Annotated in this window: 18 protein-coding genes; 3 read left to right on the top strand and 15 right to left on the bottom strand. The window is 54.4% G+C overall.

All coding sequences use genetic code 11. The annotated features are described in order from the left end of the window. Positions 1–8 precede the first annotated feature (8 nt). The 5 genes from EDM54_RS05820 to EDM54_RS05795 all read right to left on the bottom strand — a co-directional run bounded on the left by EDM54_RS05820 (position 9) and on the right by EDM54_RS05795 (position 8,974). On the bottom strand, positions 9–1,163 hold the full coding sequence (locus tag EDM54_RS05820; RefSeq protein ID WP_255320247.1) for a sigma-54 interaction domain-containing protein: 1,155 nt from the start codon (positions 1,161–1,163) through the stop codon (positions 9–11). A gap of 33 nt (positions 1,164–1,196) precedes the next feature. Further along, positions 1,197–2,456 carry a diaminopropionate ammonia-lyase gene (gene dpaL / locus EDM54_RS05815; RefSeq protein WP_035979046.1) on the bottom strand — a complete coding sequence of 420 codons (1,260 nt, stop codon included), beginning with the start codon at positions 2,454–2,456 and terminating at the stop codon, positions 1,197–1,199. A 656-nt stretch (positions 2,457–3,112) separates the two neighbouring features. After that, positions 3,113–4,510 (bottom strand): aspartate kinase, encoded by a 1,398-nt coding sequence (locus EDM54_RS05810; protein WP_122957918.1) that lies wholly within the window; start codon positions 4,508–4,510, stop codon positions 3,113–3,115. 815 nt (positions 4,511–5,325) lie between these two features. Beyond that, a complete protein-coding gene (locus EDM54_RS05800; RefSeq protein ID WP_003389106.1) occupies positions 5,326–5,721 on the bottom strand; it encodes a hypothetical protein in 396 nt (131 codons plus the stop codon). A 133-nt stretch (positions 5,722–5,854) separates the two neighbouring features. Next, on the bottom strand, positions 5,855–8,974 hold the full coding sequence (locus EDM54_RS05795; protein ID WP_122957917.1) for a DNA translocase FtsK: 3,120 nt from the start codon (positions 8,972–8,974) through the stop codon (positions 5,855–5,857). 181 nt (positions 8,975–9,155) lie between these two features. On the opposite strand from EDM54_RS05795, the gene EDM54_RS05790 reads away from it, so the two are divergent. Then, the gene (locus EDM54_RS05790) at positions 9,156–10,391 is read left to right on the top strand and encodes a hypothetical protein (protein WP_003389103.1); all 1,236 of its coding nucleotides are present in this window, start codon (positions 9,156–9,158) and stop codon (positions 10,389–10,391) included. Between the two features lie 109 nt (positions 10,392–10,500). Here EDM54_RS05790 and EDM54_RS05785 read toward each other — a convergent pair whose 3' ends face one another. Together EDM54_RS05785 and EDM54_RS05780 are read right to left on the bottom strand one after the other, a co-directional pair. Further along, positions 10,501–11,265 carry a potassium channel family protein gene (locus tag EDM54_RS05785; protein WP_003389102.1) on the bottom strand — a complete coding sequence of 255 codons (765 nt, stop codon included), beginning with the start codon at positions 11,263–11,265 and terminating at the stop codon, positions 10,501–10,503. Positions 11,266–11,358: 93 nt separating this feature from the next. Next, complete coding sequence (locus tag EDM54_RS05780; protein ID WP_003389101.1) at positions 11,359–12,135, bottom strand: inositol monophosphatase family protein; 777 nt, start codon at positions 12,133–12,135, stop codon at positions 11,359–11,361. Between the two features lie 159 nt (positions 12,136–12,294). Between EDM54_RS05780 and EDM54_RS05775 the strand changes: the two genes are divergently transcribed. After that, positions 12,295–12,672 (top strand): hypothetical protein, encoded by a 378-nt coding sequence (locus EDM54_RS05775; protein WP_003389100.1) that lies wholly within the window; start codon positions 12,295–12,297, stop codon positions 12,670–12,672. A gap of 96 nt (positions 12,673–12,768) precedes the next feature. On the opposite strand, the gene EDM54_RS05770 is transcribed toward EDM54_RS05775, so the two are convergent. Further along, positions 12,769–13,245 carry a PaaI family thioesterase gene (locus tag EDM54_RS05770; RefSeq protein WP_003389099.1) on the bottom strand — a complete coding sequence of 159 codons (477 nt, stop codon included), beginning with the start codon at positions 13,243–13,245 and terminating at the stop codon, positions 12,769–12,771. A 228-nt stretch (positions 13,246–13,473) separates the two neighbouring features. Here EDM54_RS05770 and ilvD point away from each other — a divergent pair, with 228 nt between their 5' ends. Further along, entirely contained in the window at positions 13,474–15,150 is a 1,677-nt protein-coding gene (gene ilvD, locus EDM54_RS05765) for a dihydroxy-acid dehydratase (protein WP_003389098.1), read from the top strand. Positions 15,151–15,276: 126 nt separating this feature from the next. Here the strand turns inward: ilvD and EDM54_RS05760 are convergent, their stop codons facing one another. From EDM54_RS05760 to EDM54_RS05715, 7 genes are all read right to left on the bottom strand, one after another. Further along, positions 15,277–15,654: an FAS1-like dehydratase domain-containing protein gene (locus EDM54_RS05760; protein ID WP_003389097.1), complete on the bottom strand. Its 378-nt coding sequence runs from the start codon at positions 15,652–15,654 to the stop codon at positions 15,277–15,279. Positions 15,655–16,714: 1,060 nt separating this feature from the next. Beyond that, positions 16,715–17,686 (bottom strand): ABC transporter ATP-binding protein, encoded by a 972-nt coding sequence (locus EDM54_RS05740; protein ID WP_024982894.1) that lies wholly within the window; start codon positions 17,684–17,686, stop codon positions 16,715–16,717. Further along, positions 17,658–18,662 carry an ABC transporter ATP-binding protein gene (locus tag EDM54_RS05735; protein ID WP_003389092.1) on the bottom strand — a complete coding sequence of 335 codons (1,005 nt, stop codon included), beginning with the start codon at positions 18,660–18,662 and terminating at the stop codon, positions 17,658–17,660. Before EDM54_RS05735 ends, EDM54_RS05740 begins: the two co-directional genes overlap by 29 nt. Positions 18,663–18,664: 2 nt before the next feature. Then, positions 18,665–19,813, bottom strand: coding sequence for a M20 peptidase aminoacylase family protein (locus EDM54_RS05730; protein ID WP_122957916.1), 1,149 nt, complete (start codon positions 19,811–19,813; stop codon positions 18,665–18,667). A gap of 5 nt (positions 19,814–19,818) precedes the next feature. Next, a complete protein-coding gene (gene menC / locus EDM54_RS05725; protein ID WP_003389090.1) occupies positions 19,819–20,934 on the bottom strand; it encodes an o-succinylbenzoate synthase in 1,116 nt (371 codons plus the stop codon). A 37-nt stretch (positions 20,935–20,971) separates the two neighbouring features. Then, entirely contained in the window at positions 20,972–21,886 is a 915-nt protein-coding gene (locus tag EDM54_RS05720) for an ABC transporter permease (protein WP_122957915.1), read from the bottom strand. 14 nt (positions 21,887–21,900) lie between these two features. Beyond that, complete coding sequence (locus tag EDM54_RS05715; protein ID WP_003389088.1) at positions 21,901–22,815, bottom strand: ABC transporter permease; 915 nt, start codon at positions 22,813–22,815, stop codon at positions 21,901–21,903. Positions 22,816–22,826: the final 11 nt, after the last annotated feature.

Genomic DNA, 22,826 nt, shown 5'->3' with positions numbered 1-22,826 from the left:
TTACCGGGCTAGTCATGCTGGACGAACCTGGCTTGTACCTCCGGCGTAAAGCCGTTTAGCTGTTTTCCCAAACGTGCAGCGTTTTTCTGCAAAAGAAGGTGGGCCAGAGGCAATATATCTTCCCTGCGCTCCCTTAGCGGAGGCAGATGGATCGGGATGACATGCAGACGATAATACAGATCCTGCCGGAAGGCGCCCTCTCTGACCAGTTGGGCGAGATCGCGATGGGTCGCCGCCACCACTCTTACGTCGACACCGACGGGCTGGGCCTCTCCTCCCACGCGGACGACCTGCTTTTCCTGCAGGACACGCAGCAGCTTGCCCTGCAAATGCATCGGCATATCCCCGATCTCGTCGAGGAAAATCGTCCCTTTGTCAGCCGTTTCAAACAGTCCCTTTTTTCCTCCTCTGCGGGCTCCGGTGAACGCCCCCTCTTCGTATCCAAAAAACTCGCTCTCCATCAAAGTATCGGGAATGGCGGCGCAGTTGAGAGAAACAAACGGTTCGTTTCTGCGGGGACTGGCCTTGTGAATCGCTCGTGCGAACAATTCCTTTCCCGTGCCGCTTTCCCCCAGAAGCAGGACGGTGGAATCACTCTCTGCCGCACGTCTTGCCATCTCTTTCGCCCGTGTGATTACGGCGCTGGTTCCGGTTATCTCGGCAAACGCATCATCCTGCTGCATAGCCGCCTGCAGTCTCTCCAGGGCAAGCTGCTGCTCCCGATACATCTGATGTTCTTTTATTTGCATCGCGATCAGCTCTGCCATTTTTTGCAAGAAAAGCAAAATGGAGTCCACATCGGAAAAAAGCCGATCCCGCTGTTTCTGATCAAAGGCGAGCAGCCCGATCACTCCCACGCCAATCCCGTTCACCCGAATCGGACAGCAAATCTCCCCGGTTTCCGCGCAATTCCCGTAATGCATGCAAGGACGACAGAGCGGATCGGTACCCGGGCTGTCGATCACGACAGGCTGACCCGTCCTGAGCGCTGCCTGGTAGACAAAATCTTCTCCGGCCATCGCTTGCAATCTGCCCGGCTCAGTCTTGCCTGTACCGGCGATTCGCAGCAACTGATGGTCAGCTATCTCTACCTCCACGTGCAATACGGACGCGACTGCCTCCGCAATCTGTTGAACCGAGTCGGCTATTTCCCGCAATGACACAGCGCATCCCCTCTCGTTTTCCGTCTCCCTCCATTATAGCTGGCGGGAGGCACAAGAAGGATCTGGAACAAGTGGATACTTTCCGCCCCATACGACGTCTTCGTACTGTTTCGCATCCGTATTTCCCTCGGTACTGAAGAGCAGGATCACCGAGTCTTTGCCCAGCCCGAGATGTTCCCGCAGCGCAGAGAGCTCACCTGACCGCATGATTTCCGCAAGCAAGCCGAGTCCTACCGCTCCACTCTCACCGCTAATGATGCGGGGGTCATCTCCCGGGGGAGCTGCCAGCATTCGCATCCCGGTCGCCGCTACCCAATCGGGACAGCTCACGAAAGCTGCGGCATGATCGCGCAAAATCTCCCAGGCGATCGGGTTCGGTTCTCCGCAAGCAAGCCCGGCCATAATCGTCTCCAGATCACCGTCTACCGTATGCGGAGCACCGTCGCCTATCTGTGCCGACTGGTACAAGCAATTTGCCGTATGAGGCTCGACAATGATGGTGGCCGGCCTCCGATCTCCCAAACAGCTTTGCAGATAGCCATGCACGGCTGCAGCCATCGAGCCAACCCCCGCCTGCAGAAAAACATGTGTCGGCACAGGCTCTCCGGACTCCTCGAGTTGTTCCAGCGCTTCCCTGGCCATCGTCGTATAGCCCTGCATAATCCATCGCGGGATGTCCGTATAGCCTTCCCATGCGGTATCCTGGACGACCTGCCAGCCGTTTTCCTCGGCCATTTTTCTCGACAAGCGGACAGCTTCGTCGTAATTGCCATCTGTCACATGCGCCTCGGCTCCTGTCTGCCGAATCGCTTCCACCCGCTGCTCTGCCGATCCCTTTGGCAGAAAGACGACTGCTTTTTGTCCCAACTGCTGCGCTGCCCAGGCGACCGCTCTGCCGTGATTCCCATCGGTCGCAGTGACGAACGTTACGGCTCCGAGCTTTTGCTTTGCCTCAGCCGAACGAAGCAGCTCGAAGCTCGCCTCTTCGACCGAAATCCCCAACCGGGCGCTCAAATGTCTGCCGATCGCATAAGTGGCTCCGAGCACCTTAAAGGCGTTCAGGCCAAAGCGGTAGGATTCGTCTTTGATAAAAATGGCTCTCACGCCGAGACGCTCAGCCAGGTGTTTCAGGAAATGAAGCGGAGCAGGCTTGTAGCCATGAATGGAGCGGTGGAACCGGATGACCTCCTGCGTTTTGGCCTCATCCAAAAATGTCGCCGCTTCTCGCGGTCGGCCTATCGTTTGGTTCCCTGTTTCTTGAAGAAAATAGCGAATACCCGTTTCCATTGACATGATTTCTCTCCTCCTTGTTTGCCCGCAATAAAGGAATGCTCCATTGCTGCTGAGTCGATTGGTTGGAATCGATGCTCTGATTCGATACTCTGAATCGACTATTCAGAGCTTATTTCTGTGCAACTCTCATGCCATGGAGGAGGGGAGGCAGTGAACGGTTTCATTTTTCGTACAAGAATCAAAACGATACTATATTTGACTCATTTTGATTCTTTCGTCTCTTTTTGAGACTTTTCGCTTTTGGTGGTCACAGCCTGCCGCAAAAGCTCCGCGATCCGCTTTTGCTCCTGCTCGGCGATGATCACGTAACTGAGAGACTGCGGGCCAAATCTGGCGGTTGTCGCCTTGTATGCAAATGGATCTACCTCCGTCTTGTCCCGATCGTTTAGCAGGGAACTGGTGAGCTCTATCGCCGCTCCGCCTTCGTACTTACACCTATCGACACAAGACCATTTATATAGTTAGTACAATCGTATGGCGGGAAGGAGGAAAACTTGACCGATACTTTTTTCCCATCCCGTTTCTTTTGTCCTGGACAGAAAATCCCCCCTCCGATCCGATTCTCATCAGTTTCTGAAGGGGGCTTGTTATTTATTTTCGGACGACCTTGAACAAATCGACTGTATGGCCTGGCTCGTTTCTGCAAACGTCCTTGCTCAAGCTTTCAGCGTCACGGCCATGTCTGCCAATGCCTCTTCGGACTGGGCAAAAAACTCCTCATACAGCGCGATCACGGCCCTGTCCGCATCTACCTCTTTTACGCCGAACATCATGCTGACCTCGGAGGAGCCCTGGTTGATCATCTCCAGATTGACCTTGGCTCTGGCGAGAGCGGATGTTGCTCGCGCCGAAGTACCCACGGAACGGCGCATGCCTTCGCCGACGATCATGACGAGTGAAAGGCCTCTCTCGACGATGATGTCTTCGGCCTGAAGCTCCTGTTTCAATCTGTTCACTACCCGCTGTTCGATTTGCGGGGTAAAATCCTTTTCCCGCAAAATGACGGAGATATTGTCAATCCCCGACGGCGTATGCTCGTACGAGAGACCCTCTTCCTCAAAGATTTGCAGCAGCCTGCGGCCAAAGCCGATCTCTTTGTTGAGCAAATACTTGCTCACATAAATACTGCAAAAGCCTTTGTCAGCCGCGATTCCGGATACCCGATTTTCGTGGAACGGTCTCTCTGAGACGATCATGGTGCCTGGTGCCTGCGGATTATTCGTATTTTTGATGCAGACGGGGATACCCGCCTGATACGCCGGATACAAAGCTTCCTCGTGAAAGACGGAAAAGCCCGAATAGGAGAGCTCTCGCATCTCCCGATAGGTGATGATCTGGATTTCCTTCGGTTTTTCAACAAGACTCGGGTTCACGACATACACCGAGTCGACATCGGTAAAGTTCTCATACAGCTCCGCTTGCACGGCTGCAGCCAGAATGGAGCCAGTAATATCGGAGCCTCCCCTGGAGAAGGTGACCAGCTCGCCCTCCGGCGTAAATCCGAAAAACCCCGGAAAAATCACGATCCCGGACTGACTTTTCAAATTGCGCAGCTTTTCATACGCTTCAGGCAATACATGAGCGTTCCCCGGCTCTCCAGTCACGACCAGACCGGCATCCTTGGGGTTTACATAGACAGCCTTCCTGCCCTGGCTTTGCAGGTAACGGGCTACCAGCTTGGCGCACGTATCCTCTCCCGCCGCTTTTACCCTGTCCATGAACCGGCCGGGATCTTCGGCAGGTATGTAGTGCAGCGCCTCTTTCAGCTGTGCGGCGATCTCTTCCGCCGCCTCGACAGGCAAGCCCAGTTCCCGGATAATGTCTTGATATCTGCCGATGATCCGGCTTTGAACTTCTTCGGCGGGCTGGCCTTGCAGACGCGCTTCCGCGTACCGGATGAGAAGATCGGTAACCTTCGTATCTTCCTTGTACCGTTTTCCGGGTGCTGAAACGACGACGAGCTTTCTCGCTTCATCCGACTTGACAATCTCGCATACTTTTTTTATCTGTGCGGCGCTCGCCAGTGAGGTCCCGCCAAATTTGGCAACTTTCATCTCCGACTCCTCCATCTGTGTATAACGATCACAAACTGCATGAGTATAGGTTAAATTATTTACCCCATAAAGACAAGTGTCCATTTCAGAAGGACATAAAAGAAACCCCTTTCACAAAGAACAGTCTTCGCGAAAGGGGTGAAGAGCCTGTATGATCCGCGATATGGGCCGCGGCCGTCGGAATAGCAGGGGGGTAATAAAGTTTCTACAAATCGGGCTAAAAAACATTTCGAACATTAGTTCAGCTGTAAATATATCGGTTCATGTTTGTCGAGAGAGACAATCATACCCATCTACCCCCAGAGATTAGAATTTTCCGCAGAACGGTTACCATACCCGCAGGAAACTGTGCATTTCTAAGAGTGCGTTCCGGACCGAATACCTTCCGCGGCAATAACATGCTCCGTGTTGTTATGGAGGGGGATACGAGTAAAAATGAGAAAGGCGTTGTAATAGCCCTGTCAGGCACTACAGCGGAAGGACGTACAGCAACTACAATGATTTTCAATCATGAAGAATTTATTGTAGTTAAATGATCATTTTTGCTTCCCAGGAAAAAGAAGTGTTTCATAAACAACGAAGGAGCTGCGCAAGACTAGCAGCTCCTTTTCCACTTTGTACATACAAGCCGGCAGCTCCCCCGCGAAACGCTCCGGAGCGGACAGTTCACACTTCTTATGCAAACGGAGCCCGGAGCCAAGCAGAAAAACACGCTTTTCCCGCCCCGGCCCCGTTCTCAAAACAAAAAAGGGGCAAGCCCCCAAGGATTTAGCCCCAAACAAGTTAAAAAGCTGTGCCACATCAGATCATGCAGGTCATGCGGTCACATTCAGATTCGGATTGTACCTCTTCACGTAATGATACAGCTCCTCCTCTGCCAGACGAAAAGTGAAAGCCGCCTGAGATTGTCCAGACAGATGCTCGCCAAGTTGTTCCTCTCCCCGCGTCAAGCGCTTGTTTGCCGCCTCTGGCAAGGTGAGGACATGCGGGACGAGAAGCTGCAAGTACCACTTGCCCTGCTCCTCCTCCGAAATATCGATTTCCAGCTCGATGTCAGCACTTTCGAAGGAGTAGAGATGCGTAAACAGCTCCTCTCTCGCAGCAGCATCCAGGCCGTCTATGGACAGCTTCATGACGCGGAGGTAATACTCCTCGTTAAACAGGACGGTATGCTCATCCATGCGTTGATATTTTTTCTGGACCAAATCCATCGCAATCCCCGCCTCTCCTTTTCTCATACTTTTCAGAATACAACGAACAATCGCTTTGAGCAACCATGCAATAAAAAAAGACGGCCTGTTACCGAGAATAACATCCCGGCCACCAGGCCCCCTGATGAACTTGCTAAAACAGCGATGTCCCTTCCGTCAACGCTTCAGCGTCTTCACGCGTGATCAACACAGCGCGAGGCTTTCCGCCGCTCTGTCCGGCTACATAGCCGTCGGCTTCCATCATTTCGATCAGACGAGCCGCCCGGTTGTAGCCTACGCGGAAACGGCGCTGCAGGGCGGAAGCGGAAGCCTGTCCCTGATCGGCCACATACAGCAGTGCCTCGTGGTACAACGGATCGTCTCCCATGTCGAATGATTGTACCTGCTGCTCCAAATCCTCTTTGCTGAACAGGTACGCCGGTTTTCGCTGCCTTTTGATCGCTTGGGTGACGGCCTCGATCTCTTCGTCCGTCACATAGTTTCCTTGCAGGCGAATCGGTGTCGTTCCGCTTTCCAAAAAGAGCATATCGCCCCGCCCGAGCAAGCGCTCCGCTCCCGATTGGTCGAGAATCGTCCGTGAGTCCACCTGAGAAAAGACGGCAAAGGCCAGACGCGTAGGGACGTTTGCCTTGATGTTCCCGGTGATGACATCAACGGATGGGCGCTGTGTCGCCAAAAGCAGATGAATACCGCATGCACGTGCTTTCTGTGCGATTCGGATGATGCAGTCTTCCACATCCTGAGGGGAAACCATCATCAAGTCGGCCAATTCGTCGATGACAATGACAATGTACGGCAGCGGCTGATCCGTCGTTTGGTTGTAGCGGTCAATATCGCGCACTCCCGCATCCACAAACAGCGCATACCGTTTTTCCATTTCCTCCACCGCCCATTTGAGCGCAGCCGTCGCCTGCTTCGCGTCAGTCACCACCGGCGTAACCAGATGGGGCAGATGATTGTACGGAGCCAGCTCAACCATTTTCGGGTCGATCAGCAGCAGACGCACCTGCTCCGGTGTCGCCTTATACAGCAGGCTGACAATGATCGAGTTGATGCAGACGCTCTTTCCTGAACCGGTCGAACCGGCAATCAAGCCGTGCGGCATTTTTTTGATGTCCGCGACGATCGGCTCTCCGCCGATGTCCATACCCAGGGCAACAGCCAGCGGCGACGAATGCTGCAAAAATTTCTCGGACCCGATAATGCGGCTGATCAGCACCGGCTGGCTTTTCAAGTTGGGGACCTCGATGCCGACAGCGTTCCGTCCCGGGATCGGAGCTTCGATCCGAATGTCTTTGGCAGCGAGATTGAGCTTGATGTCATCGATCAAACTGGTGATCTTGTTCACCTTCACCCCTGGCGCAGGCTGTATTTCAAAACGGGTGACCGAAGGACCTTTCACAATGCCGACGACCTGTGCGTTTACGTTGAAATTGCTCAGCGTCTCTTCCAGCAGCAGCTTCTGTATTTGCGTATGCTCGTCGTCATCGTCATCCTGCTCTGGCGATGGGGCAAGCAGCTCAAGGGACGGACTCGCATACGGCAATAACGGTTGCTCGTCCGGTTGCGGAGCCGGTTGTTGGTTGACGACTTCAGCTTGCCGCTGTAGTGGGTTGACGACGGCAACTTGCCCCTGCTGTGGGGTGACATCGGCAGCTTGCCGCTGCTGTGGATTTGCTTCGTTTGTCTCTTTCTGCGGTGCGGATGACGGCTCGCTTTTTTCCGCAGCGTATGCAGCCAGACTGGCCGCCACCTCGGCTGCTGAAGCAATTGGCGCGACCCCTTGCAAATTGTTGGCTGGATTCGCAAAGGAATGCGGCGGAACGCTTTGCGAAGAACTGTTCACAGACTCGTCTTTTGCGGAGCCGATCTCTTCCCGCTTCTCCTGGGAACGGCTGCCTTCCAGACCCGGCTGAATCGTTGCCCGGGGAGAAGCGCTCATCTCCTGCGCAGTCTGTTCCTCTACAGGCTGTTCCGCTTCCTTCTGTTCCGCGTTGGTCTCTTTCCCGATAAACGGCATGCCGGCATTCGATACAGAGACAATCGGCTGTTCTTCTCCCGATTGCTTCGAGGCTGGTTCTACTGCGGCTGGTTCAATCGATCCTTCTGCCGCTGGCTCCTCTGAGGTCTGCTTTTCAGCCGGTTCTTCCGCCACTGGCTCCTCCACAGTCAACTTTCCAACCGGCTCCTCCGCCACTGGCTCTTCTGCGGTCAGCTTTTCAGCAAATCCTTCCGCATCTGAATCAACTGCAGCCCGCACGCCATTATCCTCGGCCTCGCCTGAATCAAATTCCGCCTCGTCCAGTGCAGCTGCTGCTTCAAGCATCTCGCCAACAGTCACGCTATACTCTTCTCCCGGCTGACCAGTGCTTGCCGGCTGCATGTGGCCGGAGGCTGCTGGATCGGCAGGTTGACCTCCAGCGTTGTCAACGTCCAAAAAGTGCGGCGCTTGCGCCCGGTTATGGACGCTGTGAGCAAACGATTCTTCCTCTTGCATGCCGTCTTCCACCCGAATATCTGCGGCTTCGCTCACTACTGTTTCGGTCTTTTCATTTTCAGGAAGCTGTACCACCGGCTCGCTGTTCATCTCCAGTACAAGGTCGGAAGATGCTTCCGACCGGTCATCCGCTTCTGCTCTTTCCGCGTGGCTTGAGGCAGTCAGCTCCCGCATCCTCGCCTGTTGTTCATTGATCAGCTCCCGGGAAGAATGGACTCCGGCTGTCGTATGTATCCGATGATCAGCGTCCTCTGTCTCAGCAGTCACCTTTCCAAACACAGGTGAAATGACCTCTGAAGGTTTATAGGGGCGCTTGGTCTCCAAAGGCTGGGCGGTCCGGCTTACCGTATCAACGGCCTCTTCCGCCTGTCTGGTCTGTTCATTGCTGTCAGATGTTGTTGCACGCCGCCGCTCCGGTTCACCTTTTCCCGCAGTCGCGCGCGCTCTCTCAGCCCTTCTTTTCGCCACGGCATCTGCCGGATTTTCTGTCGGCGGAGCCTGCTCTGTCCGTTTTTCGGTCTGTTTTTCATCCGGTATGACCGGAAATTTAAATTGTCGCTGTTTCCTTCTGCGGAACGGCTCGTCCGTCTCTTCGATTTCCCGCTCTCTGGGGTAAATGCTCCGCGTTCTTGCCTGCACTTTGCCGCCAGACACTCCTGTTGAAGGACGAACGTATTGCTCTGTATGCCCTTGTTCCTGTTGTTCACTTTCGTCTCCGCGAATAAAACTCATCAGCTTGTGAAGCCACGACCACATGTTGCAACGTCCTTTCTTGCATAACCTCTTAGCGTAACCCTTCGCTTTCTACAATCTTACCACGAAACACCCCGTTGTTTTTGCTCTGTTGTGTTTTTTTTAGATATTGAGAAACCTTTTGCCAGCTCATGCGTAATACAAGATGTGGAAACTGAAATGAATGATAGAGGAGGAACACTTCATGTGGAAAAAGGGGAGTGCCCTGCTGCTTGCTTTGGGGCTTGTTCTCACAGGCTGTTCAGGTCAAGCGTCATTGGTGCGGGACGCCGTCGTTACATCGCTCGATAAACCCAACTATGACTACCAGGGTTCACTCAAACTGGTTGGTGACGTAGACAAGCTGCCAGCAGCCCTGGGCGAACCAGCGGACGCTGAAAGCATCGCCGTACTGAATGCATTGAAAGCAGGAGTAACCGTAAAAGGTTCCCAGCTCGATCTTCAGAACGCGAAGATGGACGTCGTAGTAAACGACGACAAGCTGCTGCGGGACAAAGGCGTTTGGGCTGGCGATAAAAAAGCTGGCGTGGAGCTGATCGTAAGTGGAAGCGATCTGTATGCAAAATCTTCGTTGGATAAAAAATACTTGAAAATCGACAACTCGACCGGACTCGGCGCTGCTGGCGAAACAGCCATTGATCCGGCGAAATTGAAAGACTACCAGGACAAAATGAACAAACTGACGATGGACTTCACGAAGAAGTACATCTCCAAATACGGCTACAAGCTGTCCAATGTGAAAGACCTGGGCAAAGAAACCGTCACACTGCCTAACGGCGAGAAAGTGGAAACGGCACACATCGCCATCACTCTGGACACAAAAGAATTGATTCAAATGTTCTACTACACAGCAAATGACGCTGTTGCCAACCAAGACGTAAAAGCGTTCGCTGTCGACCTGATGGTTTTGACTCAACAACTGGAAGAAGAAATGACTCCTGACGCGAAGAAAACGACAGAAGCCGAGAAGCGCGCTACTGCCGAAGCAGCGGTAACAGCTGGCATTGCTTCTGCAAAACAATGGCTGGAAACAGAGGGCAAAGTCTATACGCCTGATAAAGTCGTCGAGCTGCTGAAGGAAGAAGGCTTCCACGGTGTGAACTGGACCCTGGACTTCAACATCGACAAGGCAAAACTGCCTATTCGCCAAAAGAGCGCTTTGAACGTAACGTTCGCGGTTGACAAAACTCAAAAGCCGTTGACTGTCGGTCTGGAAGCAGAAAGCGTATCGTACAACTTCGGCAAAGCGACCAAGTATGACATCCCTGGAAAAGACGCTTCTTTGACTGTAGAAGATCTGAAGAAAGATCCGAAAGCAATCGAAGCTTTTGACAAAAAAGGCTTCTTCCGCTCCTTTGCTGAAACGCTCTCCACTGAGCCAAGCTGGGAAATGGATGCTGTAGAAGCAGTTGTAGAATAAGCTACATGAAGAAAAGGCATGACGCCCTGTGCGCCATGCCTTTTTCTTATCCACCGTTTGCCTGATGGATCAAGTCCGCAGTCTGGCTATTACGTTGCCTGCTTCCCGACTAACGTTCTTCCCCGTTCCTTTCCCGATACAACTCCTCAATCGTTTTCATCATCGATTCGTACTCTTTTTGCGTCAACTGCTCGACTTGCTGCAATTGATGAAGCGCACGCATCTTCTTTTCCGCATGAGCGTGTTCCTCCGGCGTCTGCCCTTTCCCCTCCTGAAACTCGGTCCAATGATGGGCGAAGTTTGCGGTCAGAGCGCCAAGAGTCCCGATACCGGTGACCATCAATATCGTAGCCATGATTCTGCCCCCCGTCGTAACGGGCGAGATGTCTCCGTATCCGACTGTTGTCGTCGTGACGATGGACCACCAAAGAGCATCGCCGAAATGAACGATATTTTCGTTGATGCCGGCCTCCAGCAGGTAAATGGCTCCCGAGCTCCACAGCATGATCAAGGTGACCACGCCAATCACCCGCTGCATCGGCTTGGATTTCAGCATGCTCCAGAGAAAAGGAGAAGCTCTCAATATCCTGACAAGGCGCAGGATACGCATGAAGCGCGCCAGATAAAAATAATGATCAAGCGGGATCATGGCGACGAGATCGAACCAGTTGCTGATGACAAATTTCTTTTTATCTTTGGCCAGCCATAGGCGGATGACGTATTCCGCTGCCAAAAAGCTGATCAGGATGACGTCTGCCTGATTCATAAACTCCTCGGTCAACCGGGGATGACTGGCCGGATCGGCGAAGACGACAATCGCATACGTGATGACCAGCAGGATGACAAAAATTTCATACATGACCCGAAAAAACAAGAGGACTCCTCCAAACCCAGTTAACCTGCCCGTTCGCTTTCTGTCTCCCGGCTGCCAAGCAACGTTGCTTCCCTTTTCAAGGTTACGCTTCTGCTATTCCGAGATCAGTTCCCGCACCTTTTCGTGCAGTACGCCATTGCTCGCCACTAGCGACGGCAGACGCTCTTTGTCGAAGTCTTCATGATGATAGATCTCTCCGTTCCAATCTGTGACGAGGGCACCGGCCTCCTGTGCGATCAGAATGCCAGCGGCCACATCCATGATGCTGGATCGCTGCATCACGATGTAGTCCAGCCACCCGTTGGCGAGCAGGCACCAGTCCAGAGCTGGCGCGATGTTGCGCAAGAGCCGCTTCGTTTTGAGCACGAACGGACGCGTGAATTCGAGCTCCTGCTCCTTGGTGACCGAGTTGCGTCCCCGGATGTACGTTCCGACTGCCCGGGTCAAATCATCGCGTTTGTTCACTTCCAGCCGCTTCCCGTTGAGGAACGCTCCCTTGCCTTTTTCCGCCCAGAACATTTGACCGGCCACCGGGTTGTAGACGACGCCCAAGATCACATCACCTTTGTACTGCAGGGCAAGCGAGATAGAGAAATACGGATAGCCGATGAAATAGTTGTTTGTACCGTCCAGCGGATCCACGATCCAGAGATAGTCTTCCTTGCGTTCGACCATTCCGATCTCCTCGGAGTAAATGGTATGGTCCGGAAAATGCTTATGCAAAACCTCAATGATCCGTCGTTCGCTCTCCTTGTCTTCGGGAAGCTTTACGTCGTTGTGAAGCTCCTCATCGGGGATGAGCTGTTGCAAAAAACGTTCCTGCAGATAGGTTCCAGCGTATTTTGCTGCTTCTTTGGCTATTTCGATCATGGGAGTCTCTCCTTTTCTTTTCTGTAAATCCATTGATTACCCTTGCATCCGGACCCGGTTCATCCCTATGATAGGGAGACACCCGTGTTTTGAAGGGGCTGCCCGGTCTTTGCAAAAGCGCATCCGGGCAAGTGCTTCCGCCAAAGGAGGGGAAAAGACATGAACAGCGATTTTATTCGCCTGAAAAATCTGGAAGGCGAACTGATGCTGACCCAGTTGAACAAAAGTCTGGGTTGCTCCGTAACCAGCAAGGAGCTGGTGTTTTTCAAGCCTCATATGACGTATCACCTGTTCCTGCATGACATCGTCAGCATGGTTCCGATAAAGCTTGACAACGCGCCGATTACTTTCCGCCACAAAAGCGAGCTGATCCGCTCGGAATTTGGCTCGGACTACTACAAGCTCACCGTAAAATGGGCGCGGATTGTGACGCGTTCCGGAATTACCGAACGGGAGAACATGGAGTTTATCGTTCCACTTTCCCGCAAGATGCTGGACTACATTGCCCAATACAGCGGCCTCATAGCCATTGGGTAAAAAACATGCGCCTCGCCTGGTGCACGTGGCTGCGCTGCACGGCCGAAAGCCTCTATCCGCTATTTGCGTATAGAGGTTTTTTTGTGTACAGACTGCCTATCTCTTTCGCTTGAGGACGATGAACGTCCCGGTCCCGTGAGCCAGCAGCCGATCGCGTTCGTCGTACACCCTGCCATCCATGACCACCAATGTTTGTCCGCGATGGATGAAGCTGGCTTCCGCACGCAGCTTTTCTCCCTTTCCCGGACGCAGGTAATTGGTCTTCAGTTCAGTCGTCACGGCGTATTGATCAGGCGGAAGGGAGCGGTTAATGAGCGACCCCATCGCCGAATCGATGAGCGTAGCCAAAATCCCGCCGTGGACGACACCGAGCGAGTTGTGCGTAAACACAGTCAACGGCAGTTCAAAGCGATAGGTGTTCTCGTCGACGAAATCGCCCTTCAATCCGAGAAAGCCGGACAAAAACGCGCTTCCCCGCTCCCTGCGCTGCCGGATCGCCTGAACGGCAAGCTCCAGGATTTGTCGTTCTTCCTCAGTTCCCTGTTCCCAGATCGTTTTTAGTTCTTCCCACATCCTGTTCACTCCAGCTCTATTTATTTCATGTACCTTATTGTAGAACAAAGTACTTTCTTTTTCACCAGTTCCGTTGTTATGAACAGGCAAGCGGCGCTGCTTTTGACGCCTTGAGAAGCTCTTTCCTGAGCAAATGTTCAGACTTTTACGGTTGTTTCTATTTATGAAAAAGTGATAAGATAGTTCAAAATAAACAGGCATCGTTTCAATCGGAAGGGAGTTTTTCAAGTGGCCAGACAACGAAGCGACATGATCAAAAAAGGCTTTGACCGTGCGCCGCACCGCAGCCTTCTGCGTGCAGCCGGCGTAAAAGACGAGGATTTCGACAAACCGTTTATCGCGATCTGCAACTCATACATCGACATCATTCCCGGTCACGTCCACCTGCAGGAATTTGGAAAGATCGTAAAAGAGGCAGTCCGCGCAGCGGGCGGAGTGCCGTTTGAATTCAATACAATCGGCGTAGACGACGGCATCGCCATGGGCCATATCGGGATGCGCTATTCCCTGCCAAGCCGCGAGCTGATCGCCGACAGTCTGGAGACAGTCGTGGCCGCTCACTGGTTTGACGGCATGATCTGTATCCCCAACTGTGACAAAATCACCCCCGGCATGATCATGGGAGCACTGCGCGTTAACATTCCTACTGTTTTCGTGACAGGCGGCCCAATGAAAGCCGGAAAAACAAGCGACGGCCGGTCCATTTCGCTTTCCTCCGTGTTCGAGGGAGTCGGAGCGTACCAGGCCGGTCTGATCGACGATAAACAGCTGGACGAGCTCGAGCAATTCGGCTGTCCATCCTGCGGCTCCTGTTCCGGCATGTTCACCGCCAACTCGATGAACTGCCTGGCGGAGGCTCTCGGACTGGCTCTGCCTGGCAACGGAACCATTCTCGCCGTTTCTCCGGAACGCAAGGAGCTGGTCAAAGCATCGGCCCAAAAACTGATGGATTTGATCGCTCGCGACATCAAGCCTCGCGATATCGTTACGCTGGAAGCCATCGATGACGCATTCGCCCTCGACATGGCAATGGGCGGTTCCACCAACACCGTTCTCCATACGCTGGCGATTGCCCAGGAAGCAGGCTTTGAATATCCGCTGGAGCGGATCAACGAGGTAGCCAAGCGCATCCCGTACCTGTGCAAGCTGGCTCCGGCATCCGACTACCACATCGAGGACTGCCACAATGCGGGCGGTGTCTCCGCCATTTTGAAGGAATTGTCCAAAAAGGCGGGCGCCCTGCATCCTGAACGCATCACCGTGACCGGCAAAACGCTGGCGGAAAATATCGCTGACGCGGAAATCACGGATACGCAGGTCATTCGCACACTCGACAACCCGTACAGCGAAACAGGCGGACTGTCTGTTCTGTTCGGTAATCTGGCTCCGCAGGGTTCCATCATCAAAACCGGCGGCGTCGATCCGTCCATCAAGCGGCACGAAGGACCTGCCATCTGCTTTGATTCGCAGGAAGAGGCGCTTGCCGGTATCGCTGCAGGCAAGATCAAGCCAGGCCACGTCGTTGTCATCCGTTACGAAGGGCCAAAAGGCGGTCCGGGCATGCCTGAAATGCTCGCCCCTACCTCCCAGATCGTGGGCATGGGACTGGGCAAGGAAGTGGCGCTCGTCACCGACGGCCGTTTCTCCGGCGCCTCCCGCGGAATCAGCATCGGCCACATCTCTCCGGAAGCAGCGGAGGGCGGTCCGATCGCTTTCGTCCAGGACGGCGACATCATCAGCATCGATCTGGAGGATCGCTCCATCCAACTGCATGTAGCCCCTGACGAGCTGGCTCGCCGTCAGGCCAACTGGACCGAATTTGAGCCAAAGGTGAAGACCGGCTATCTGGCTCGCTACTCCAAGATGGTTACCAACGCCAGCAACGGCGCTATTTTGAAGATCTAACCTATCATCCAAAAACAGGCTGGGCGCTTTTCCAACGCTCAGCCTGTTTTTGCTGTATGTGGGGGGCAATCTTTGCCTATGCCTATGCCTATTCCGTCCCGATCATTCGATTTTGGGGGCTGCATGTCAGTCCCGTATAATTCCGCGGCTTGCTCCCGTCAATACTTCCTTTCCGTCCTGATTGCGATAGATCAGCTTCACTGAAACCTGCTTGTAGCCTTCCTGCTGCGTTACCTCGGTCACGGTCATTTCACATGAGACGGTATCTCCTGAAAAGACAGGCCTCAGAAACTCGCTGACCAATTCTCGGGCGATGTAGTTCATATCTCCGCCGAGCTTTGTTCCGATACTGGCCGTAAGAAAACCGTGAACCATCAGCCGCCCTTTTTCATCACGTTCCACATGATGTCTCCCCTTGTCGCCGGTCAGCTCCGCGAACTGCAAAACCTCCTCTTCACGAAACGTCCTTTCCCACCTGAACACGTCGCCTGCTTTCACGTCCACTTTTCATAACCTCCTGTTTCACATTTCAGGAAATTTTCTCCTTGAATATATCACAGCTTTGGTGAATGTACATTCATTCATTTTTGACTCGTTAGGAAAGAGCGTTGTCCGGGGCTTTGGTGGTGGAGATGAAAAAGCAGAAAAAACGCTACAGGTTCGGTGGGTCACCTGCTGCGGGACATGACTGTCCGGCTGCATTCCAAAAGCGAAACCGCGTCCAAAAGCAGCCGATTCAAAGGGGCGTCTCAGAGTTGGACGCTAAAAACGGTTCCGCTTTTTCCGTTCCGCCTAGGCTGGTGCCCCAAAGACCTTCGTGTTTTTTCTGCTTTTTCATCTCTACTGCTGTTTGCCTTTTGTCTGGCTTTTTGAAAGAAGACTGATTGAAGGCATGTTCATGAAGGTCATGGAGGGTTACAAGGCAAGAGAGGGAAGGAATGACAAGAAGCTGAGGAAGGCCAGGGATGTAAATAACGCCAAGTCATTATTGTCCAGAAGCATATTAATTGTACTGAAGCGGCATAGAGCACCGCATCTTGGCACTCCCTTCTTTAGGTTGAGCCCTCCAGAGCTTTCGGATCAGAAGACAGTCTAAAGCTGCGAGGACGATTTTACTCCACTTCATTGATTCGCTCAAAGAAACACCCGAACAACCATTGAAGCTGTAGAGATGAAAAAGGGAGAAAATGCGAAGGTCTTTGGGACACTACCCAGGCGGAATGGAAAAAGCGGAACACGCTTTCAGCGTCCAACTCTGAGGTACTTCATGAATGGGCGGCTTTTGGACGCGGTTCCGCTTTTGGAATGGAGCCGGCCAGACCTGGCTCCGAAGAAGTGTCCCACCGAACCTGCAGCGTTTTCTCCCTTTTTCATCTCCCCCACCAAAGCCTGTCCTAAGTGCATTTCCAATAAAGCGTGAAAAGCCCAAAAGCGATGTCCTCCAAGAAGCAGTCCCAAGAACCAACCTCAAGAAGGGAAACAGAGAACACAACACAAAAGGGCACCTCTAAAAAACGGAGGCACCCTCTCCCGTGTCTATCCATGAAAGCGTACTGTTCCAAGCCTATTGCTGATGCAAATGACAAGCTACCCAGTGCCCTTGCCCATCGACCGGCGCCAGCTCAGGCCTGACACTTTTGCACGCCTCCATCACATGCGGGCAGCGCGTATGAAAAGCGCAGCCGCTCGGAGGATTCGCCGGATTGGGCACATCTCCCTTGAGGATGATCCGCTGGGGCCTGGCATCCGGATTTGCTACCGGCGCCGCCGACAGCAATGCCTGCGTGTACGGATGAGCAGGAGCCGAATAGAGTGATTCCTTTGGAGCGAACTCCACCAGCCTGCCCAAGTACATGACGCCGACCCGGTCGCTAATGTGCTTGACCACACTCAGATCATGCGAAATGAACAGATACGTCAGGTCAAACTGCTCCTGCAAATCCTGCAGCAGATTGAGAATCTGCGACTGAATGGAGACGTCCAGCGCTGATACGGGCTCATCGGCGACGATCAGGGAAGGCCGCAGAATCAGGGAACGGGCGATTCCGATCCGCTGACGCTGTCCGCCGGAAAATTCGTGCGGATACCGGTTGGCATAGTGACCGCCAAGGCCGACGATCTCCAGGATTTCCTCCACCTTTTTCAATCGCTCCTGCTTGGTTCCGATGCCGTGAATCTCCAACGGCTCGAGCAGGACGTCCCGTATCTTCATCCGCGGATCGAGCGAAGCGTACGGGTCCTGGAAAACGATCTGCAGCTCCCTGCGCAGGACACGAAGCTCGCTTGTGGACAGCTTGGTCAGATTCCTTCCATTATAGATGACTTCTCCCCCGGTCGGAGGCAGCAGGTGCAGGAGCGCTCGCCCTGTGGTCGACTTGCCGCATCCGCTCTCGCCGACAAGGCCGACCGTCTCTCCTTTCTGTATGGAAAAGGTGACGCCGTCTACTGCCTTGACGTGGGTCGTCGGCTGAAACCATTTCCCTTTCACCGGAAAATACTTCTTCAAATCACGTACCTGCAGCAAAGCTTCCACGATGCTCCTCCCCTCCTTCCTTCACCAGCCAGCAACGGCACTTGTGTCCTTCCCCCACGCCAAGAAGCGGAGGAATCCGGCTGCATTCGTCGCGAACATAGTCACAGCGCGGGGCAAACCGGCAGCCGCCCGGCATGGCCGATGGGTGAGGCACTGTCCCGCGGATAGAGTTCAGCCGGCGCTGCTGCTGGTGGAGCGACGGGATCGAAGCGATCAAGCCTTTGGTGTAGGGATGCTGCGGATTTTGGAACAGCTCCCGGACAGCAGCCTCCTCGATCACCTGTCCCGCATACATGACCACCACCCGGTCGCACATCTCCGCGACTACCCCGAGGTCATGGGTAATAAAGATGATCGAGGTACCCCTCTTTTCCTTCAATTCTCGCATCAGGTCCAGAATCTGCGCCTGGATCGTCACATCGAGGGCTGTCGTCGGCTCGTCGGCAATCAACAGCTTCGGATCGCAGGACATCGCCATGGCGATCATGACGCGCTGCCTCATCCCCCCGGACAGCTGATGGGGGTATTCCTTCACGATCTCCTCCGCACGGGGAATCCCGACCATTCTGAGCATCTCAATCGCTCTCTCCCGGGCCTCCCGCTTGCCCAGGCCGAGGTGCAGACGGATCTGTTCACCGAGCTGTTCGCCGATCGTATACACCGGATTGAGCGAGGTCATCGGTTCCTGGAAGATCATCGCAATTTCATTTCCGCGTAGCTTCTGCAGGTCGGTTTGGCTCATGTCCGCAATGCTTTTGTCCTGAAACAAAATGCGCCCTCCGCTGACCCGGCCGATCCCCTTTGGCAAAAGCCCCATGATCGCCAGAGAAGTAACGCTCTTTCCGCAGCCTGACTCCCCGACAATTCCCAGCGTCTCTCCCGCATGGACGCGAAAATCGATGCCGCTCACCGGGTTCAGGTCGCCATCTTCTCCCCGAAAGGAGATGTGCAAGTCTTCTACCTGAAGGATCGGTTGCATGTTCACACTTCCTTTCCGCTGGCGGCCATCAGTACCGATGTCGCCAATATTTGCGCTCCGGCGACAAGCGCCTTTGTGTCAAAGGACATGTCAGGATGGTGCAAGCCGGGGGCCAGGCCGCATCCCAGGCCGAGCATCGTTCCGGCCAGCCCCGGATTGTGGTAGGTGTAAAAGTGGAAGTCCTCTCCCCCCGGGGAAACGCAAGGTCCGGCAATGTTCTCTTCCCCCAATACGAGCGAGATCGCTTCACGCATCATTCCTGCTGCACGTTCGTTAAAGGTTGCGGCTGGAACCGCACCGGGAATGCTCCATTCGATCGGGGTTCCCATCAGACTCCCTACGTGCTGCATAGTGTGCTTCAGCTTTTCCTGCAGCTCCTCCATGCCCTCGTTGGTCTGCGCCCGCACATCCAGCTTGAAAGTGGCCCTGTCCGGAATGACATTGGAGGTATCCCCGCCGGCAGCCAGCTGTGTCATTTTCACGGAGAATGGACAGCCTGCCTCCAGGCGGATGTTTTGCAGCGATTGAACGAGCATAGATGCCGTTTCGATGACGTTCTTCCCGCGTTCCGGCCGTGAAGCGTGCGCTTGCAGCCCGGAAATGGTGCCGTGGATCGACGCGCTGGCACCATGCAAAATGGCGGGAGCAGCCGTACCGTTGGCCAATTCCATGACTGGCCGGACATGGACGCCAAACAGCATTTCGACGCCTTCCAGCGCCCCATCCTTCATCATCTGCAGCGCTCCGCCCACCTTTTCCTCCGCCGGCTGAAAGAGGAAGCGGACTGTCTTTTTCGGACGTATACCCGCTGCGGCGAAGGCCAGGGCGGCGTAGAGGACCATTGTGCTGTGTCCGTCGTGTCCGCAGGAGTGATTCGGACGCACCACTCCGTCCACTTCCTGCACAAGCGCATCCATGTCAGCCCGCAGCGCGACGACTCCCTCTTCCTCGCCCGGAATATCCACGGTCAGTCCAAAATGGCCAGGGTACGTCCGTACAGTCAGCCCGGCCGCCTGCAGCCGCTGTGCCAGGTACTGCGAGGTTTTCTCTTCCTGCCAGCTCGGCTCGGCCACCTCGTGAAGCTCTTCATATGTCCGGACGATGTCAGCCTGACACTCTCTCAGATAGTCGCAAACCGCTTTTACACTCATTTGTCCTACCCTCTCGTCACAACCTTGCTGGCTGTTGTGTATTTTTCAATCAATTCCGGCACCGGTGTATAGCCGATCCCAGGCAGGTCCGGGACGGCAATCGTTCCGTCAGCGTCCACCTCCACCTCTGGAGAAATGATATCCTCCTTCCAGTAACGGGACGAGCCTGCGGTATCTCCGGGAAGCGTGAAGTTCGGCAAGGTCGTCACGGCGATGTTGTGCGCCCGGCCGATCCCGGACTCGAGCATGCCCCCGCACCACAGCGGGATGCCTTTTTCCTGGCACAGATCGTGGATGCGCTTTGCTTCCGAGAGCCCGCCGACTCGCCCTACCTTCATATTGATAATCCGGGTGCTGCCCAGCTCGATTGCCTTGCGTGCATCGTCGTAGGAGTGAATGCTCTCATCCAGACAGATCGGCGTTTTTAGCGCTTTTTGCAGAGTGGCGTGGTCGATGATGTCATCGTGAGCCAGCGGCTGCTCGATCATCATCAGGTCGAATTCGTCAAGCTGTTTCAAAATGTCCACGTCCTCCAGCGTATACGCGGAGTTGGCGTCTGCCATCATCGGGATATTGCCGAAGCGCTCGCGCAGTGCCCGAATGACCTGGACGTCCTTGCCCGGAGCGATCTTGATCTTCATCCGGCGATAGCCGAGCTCCAGATACTTTTCCACATTGCGGAAAAGATCGTTGATGTCCGCTTCGATTCCCAGGCTGATGCCGACGTCGATCTTGTCTTTTGTCCCGCCGAGCGCTTTTGCCAGCGAAATGCCCTGTTCTTTTGCGTACAAATCCCAATAGGCGGCATCCAGAGCCGATTTTGCCATATTATTGCGACGAATCGGAGCAAACAGTGCCCCGACCTCATCCGGGTGGGTGATCTCGCCCTTTTCAAAGAGCATCGGGAGGAGAAAGTCTTCCAGCATATGCCATGCCGTGCCGACCGTCTCTTCACTGTAGAGCGGCTCGCCGGACACGACGCATTCACCGTACCCGACGAAATCCTTGGTATGCACCTCAACCAAAATAAAATCACGGACGATCTGCGTGCCGAAGCTCGTTTGAAACGGAGATTTCAGCGTCATGCTCATTTTGCGGAGAACAACCTTTTCAGCTTTCATGTGGAATTCCTTCCTTTCCTTTTTATGCTGCTGGTGTTTAATCGACCTTCGGATCCAGCATATCGCGAATGCGGTCACCTGCCAAATTGATGCCGAGGACTGTGATCAGGATTGCGATGCCCGGCAGCGTCGCCAGCCACCATGCCGTCGCGATATAAGGCCTGCCTGTACTCATCATAAACCCCCAGCTAGGTGTAGGGGAACTGACACCGAGTCCGAGAAAGCTGAGCGACGATTCCATCAGGATGGCCCGGGCCATGGCCAGTGTGGCCAGCACGATGACAGACGGCAGACAGTTGGGCAAAAGATGCCGCCAAATAATCCGCCAGTGCCGGCTTCCCAGCGCGTACCCCGCCTGAATAAACTCCTGCTCCCGCAGACTGATCACATCACCTCTGACCAGACGCGCGTACTGCGTCCAGTCTGTCAGGCCGAGGACGAGAATCATGTTCAAAAGACTCGGACCCATAACGGCTATCGTCGCCAGCGCCAGGAGAATAAAGGGAAACGCCATCATGATGTCGATTACGGTGGAAATGGCAAAATCCGTTTTGCCGCGAAAATACCCGGCCAGAATCCCCAGCGCCGTTCCCAGTGCCAAGGAAATCACGACGGCAAAAAATCCGACCGACAACGATACGCGCGAACCGTACACGAGGCGAGCCCATACATCGCGCCCGACCTCATCCGTTCCCAGCCAGTGCTCCCACGTGCCGCCCTCCTGCCAGACCGGCGGCTGCAATTTTTTCTCCAGATTGACTTCGATCGGATCGTGGCTGGTCAACAGCGGTGCCGCGATCGAAATGAAGGTGATCAGCAAAACCATGACCAGCCCTATGATGCCGATGGGATTTTTCACAAACTTCCGGTACTTCCGCTTCCATTCGGGCACGGCCGGTTTTGGGGTTTCCAATACCGGCTCAGCAGCGGTTTGCAACCCTGCGCTGCTCATCGCAATCACCTCGCTTAGCCAGATTTGATTTTCGGATTCAGATAGCGGTACATCGAGTCGACGCTGAAATTCATCGTAGCCACGATCAGCGCCAGGATAACGACACATGCCTGCACCAGCGGATAGTCAGCCGTGTAGATCGCCTTGACGACCAGTTGTCCGACTCCCGGCCAGGCAAAGACGGTCTCCGTCACGACGGCTCCGCCCAGCAGCTTCCCGATCTGAAACCCGATGACCGTAATGATCGGGATCGCCGCATTTTTCAAGGCATGCTTATAAATGACCACCTTCTCTGCAAGCCCCTTGGAACGGGCGGTCCGGATGTAATCCTGCTGCAGCACCTCAAGCATGCTGGAGCGGACGATCCGGAGCGTTGTCGGAGCGACCCACACCGCGAGCGTAAAGGCCGGCATGATCAAATGGGCAAACGTCCCTCTCCCTGAAACGGGCAGCCAGTGGAGCTTCACCCCAAACAGGAGCATCAGCATGATCCCGGTCCAGAAGATCGGCATCGACTGTCCGAGAAAAACGGCGACGGTCACGAGGTTTTCCGACAGAGAGTTGCGGTTGACCGCCGAGTAGATGCCCAGTGGAATGGCGATGACAATGCTGAGCAGAGTCGCAAACAGCGTCAGCTCCAGCGTGGCCGGAATTCTCTCCAAAACGACATCGAGCGAGGGCTGGTGGAATTTGAGCGACTTGCCGAAATCCCCCTGGACAGCTTGCACCAGGAAGTTGACGTATTGCTCGGAAAGCGGTCTGTCAAAGCCCATCTGATGGCGAAATGCATCGATCTCCTCCTGGGTTGCCTCCGGCGGCAGCATCAGGAGCACAGGGTCCCCCGATAAATGGATGAGAAAAAATGCGATTGTCGAGATGCCAAACAAGACGAGGACAATCCGCAAGCATTGCTTCCATAATCCTCCCATTGCACTTCCCT

Source organism: Brevibacillus borstelensis (genome assembly GCF_003710865.1).
Classification (GTDB): domain Bacteria; phylum Bacillota; class Bacilli; order Brevibacillales; family Brevibacillaceae; genus Brevibacillus; species Brevibacillus borstelensis.
This window is presented reverse-complemented; position numbering and strand designations above follow the sequence as displayed.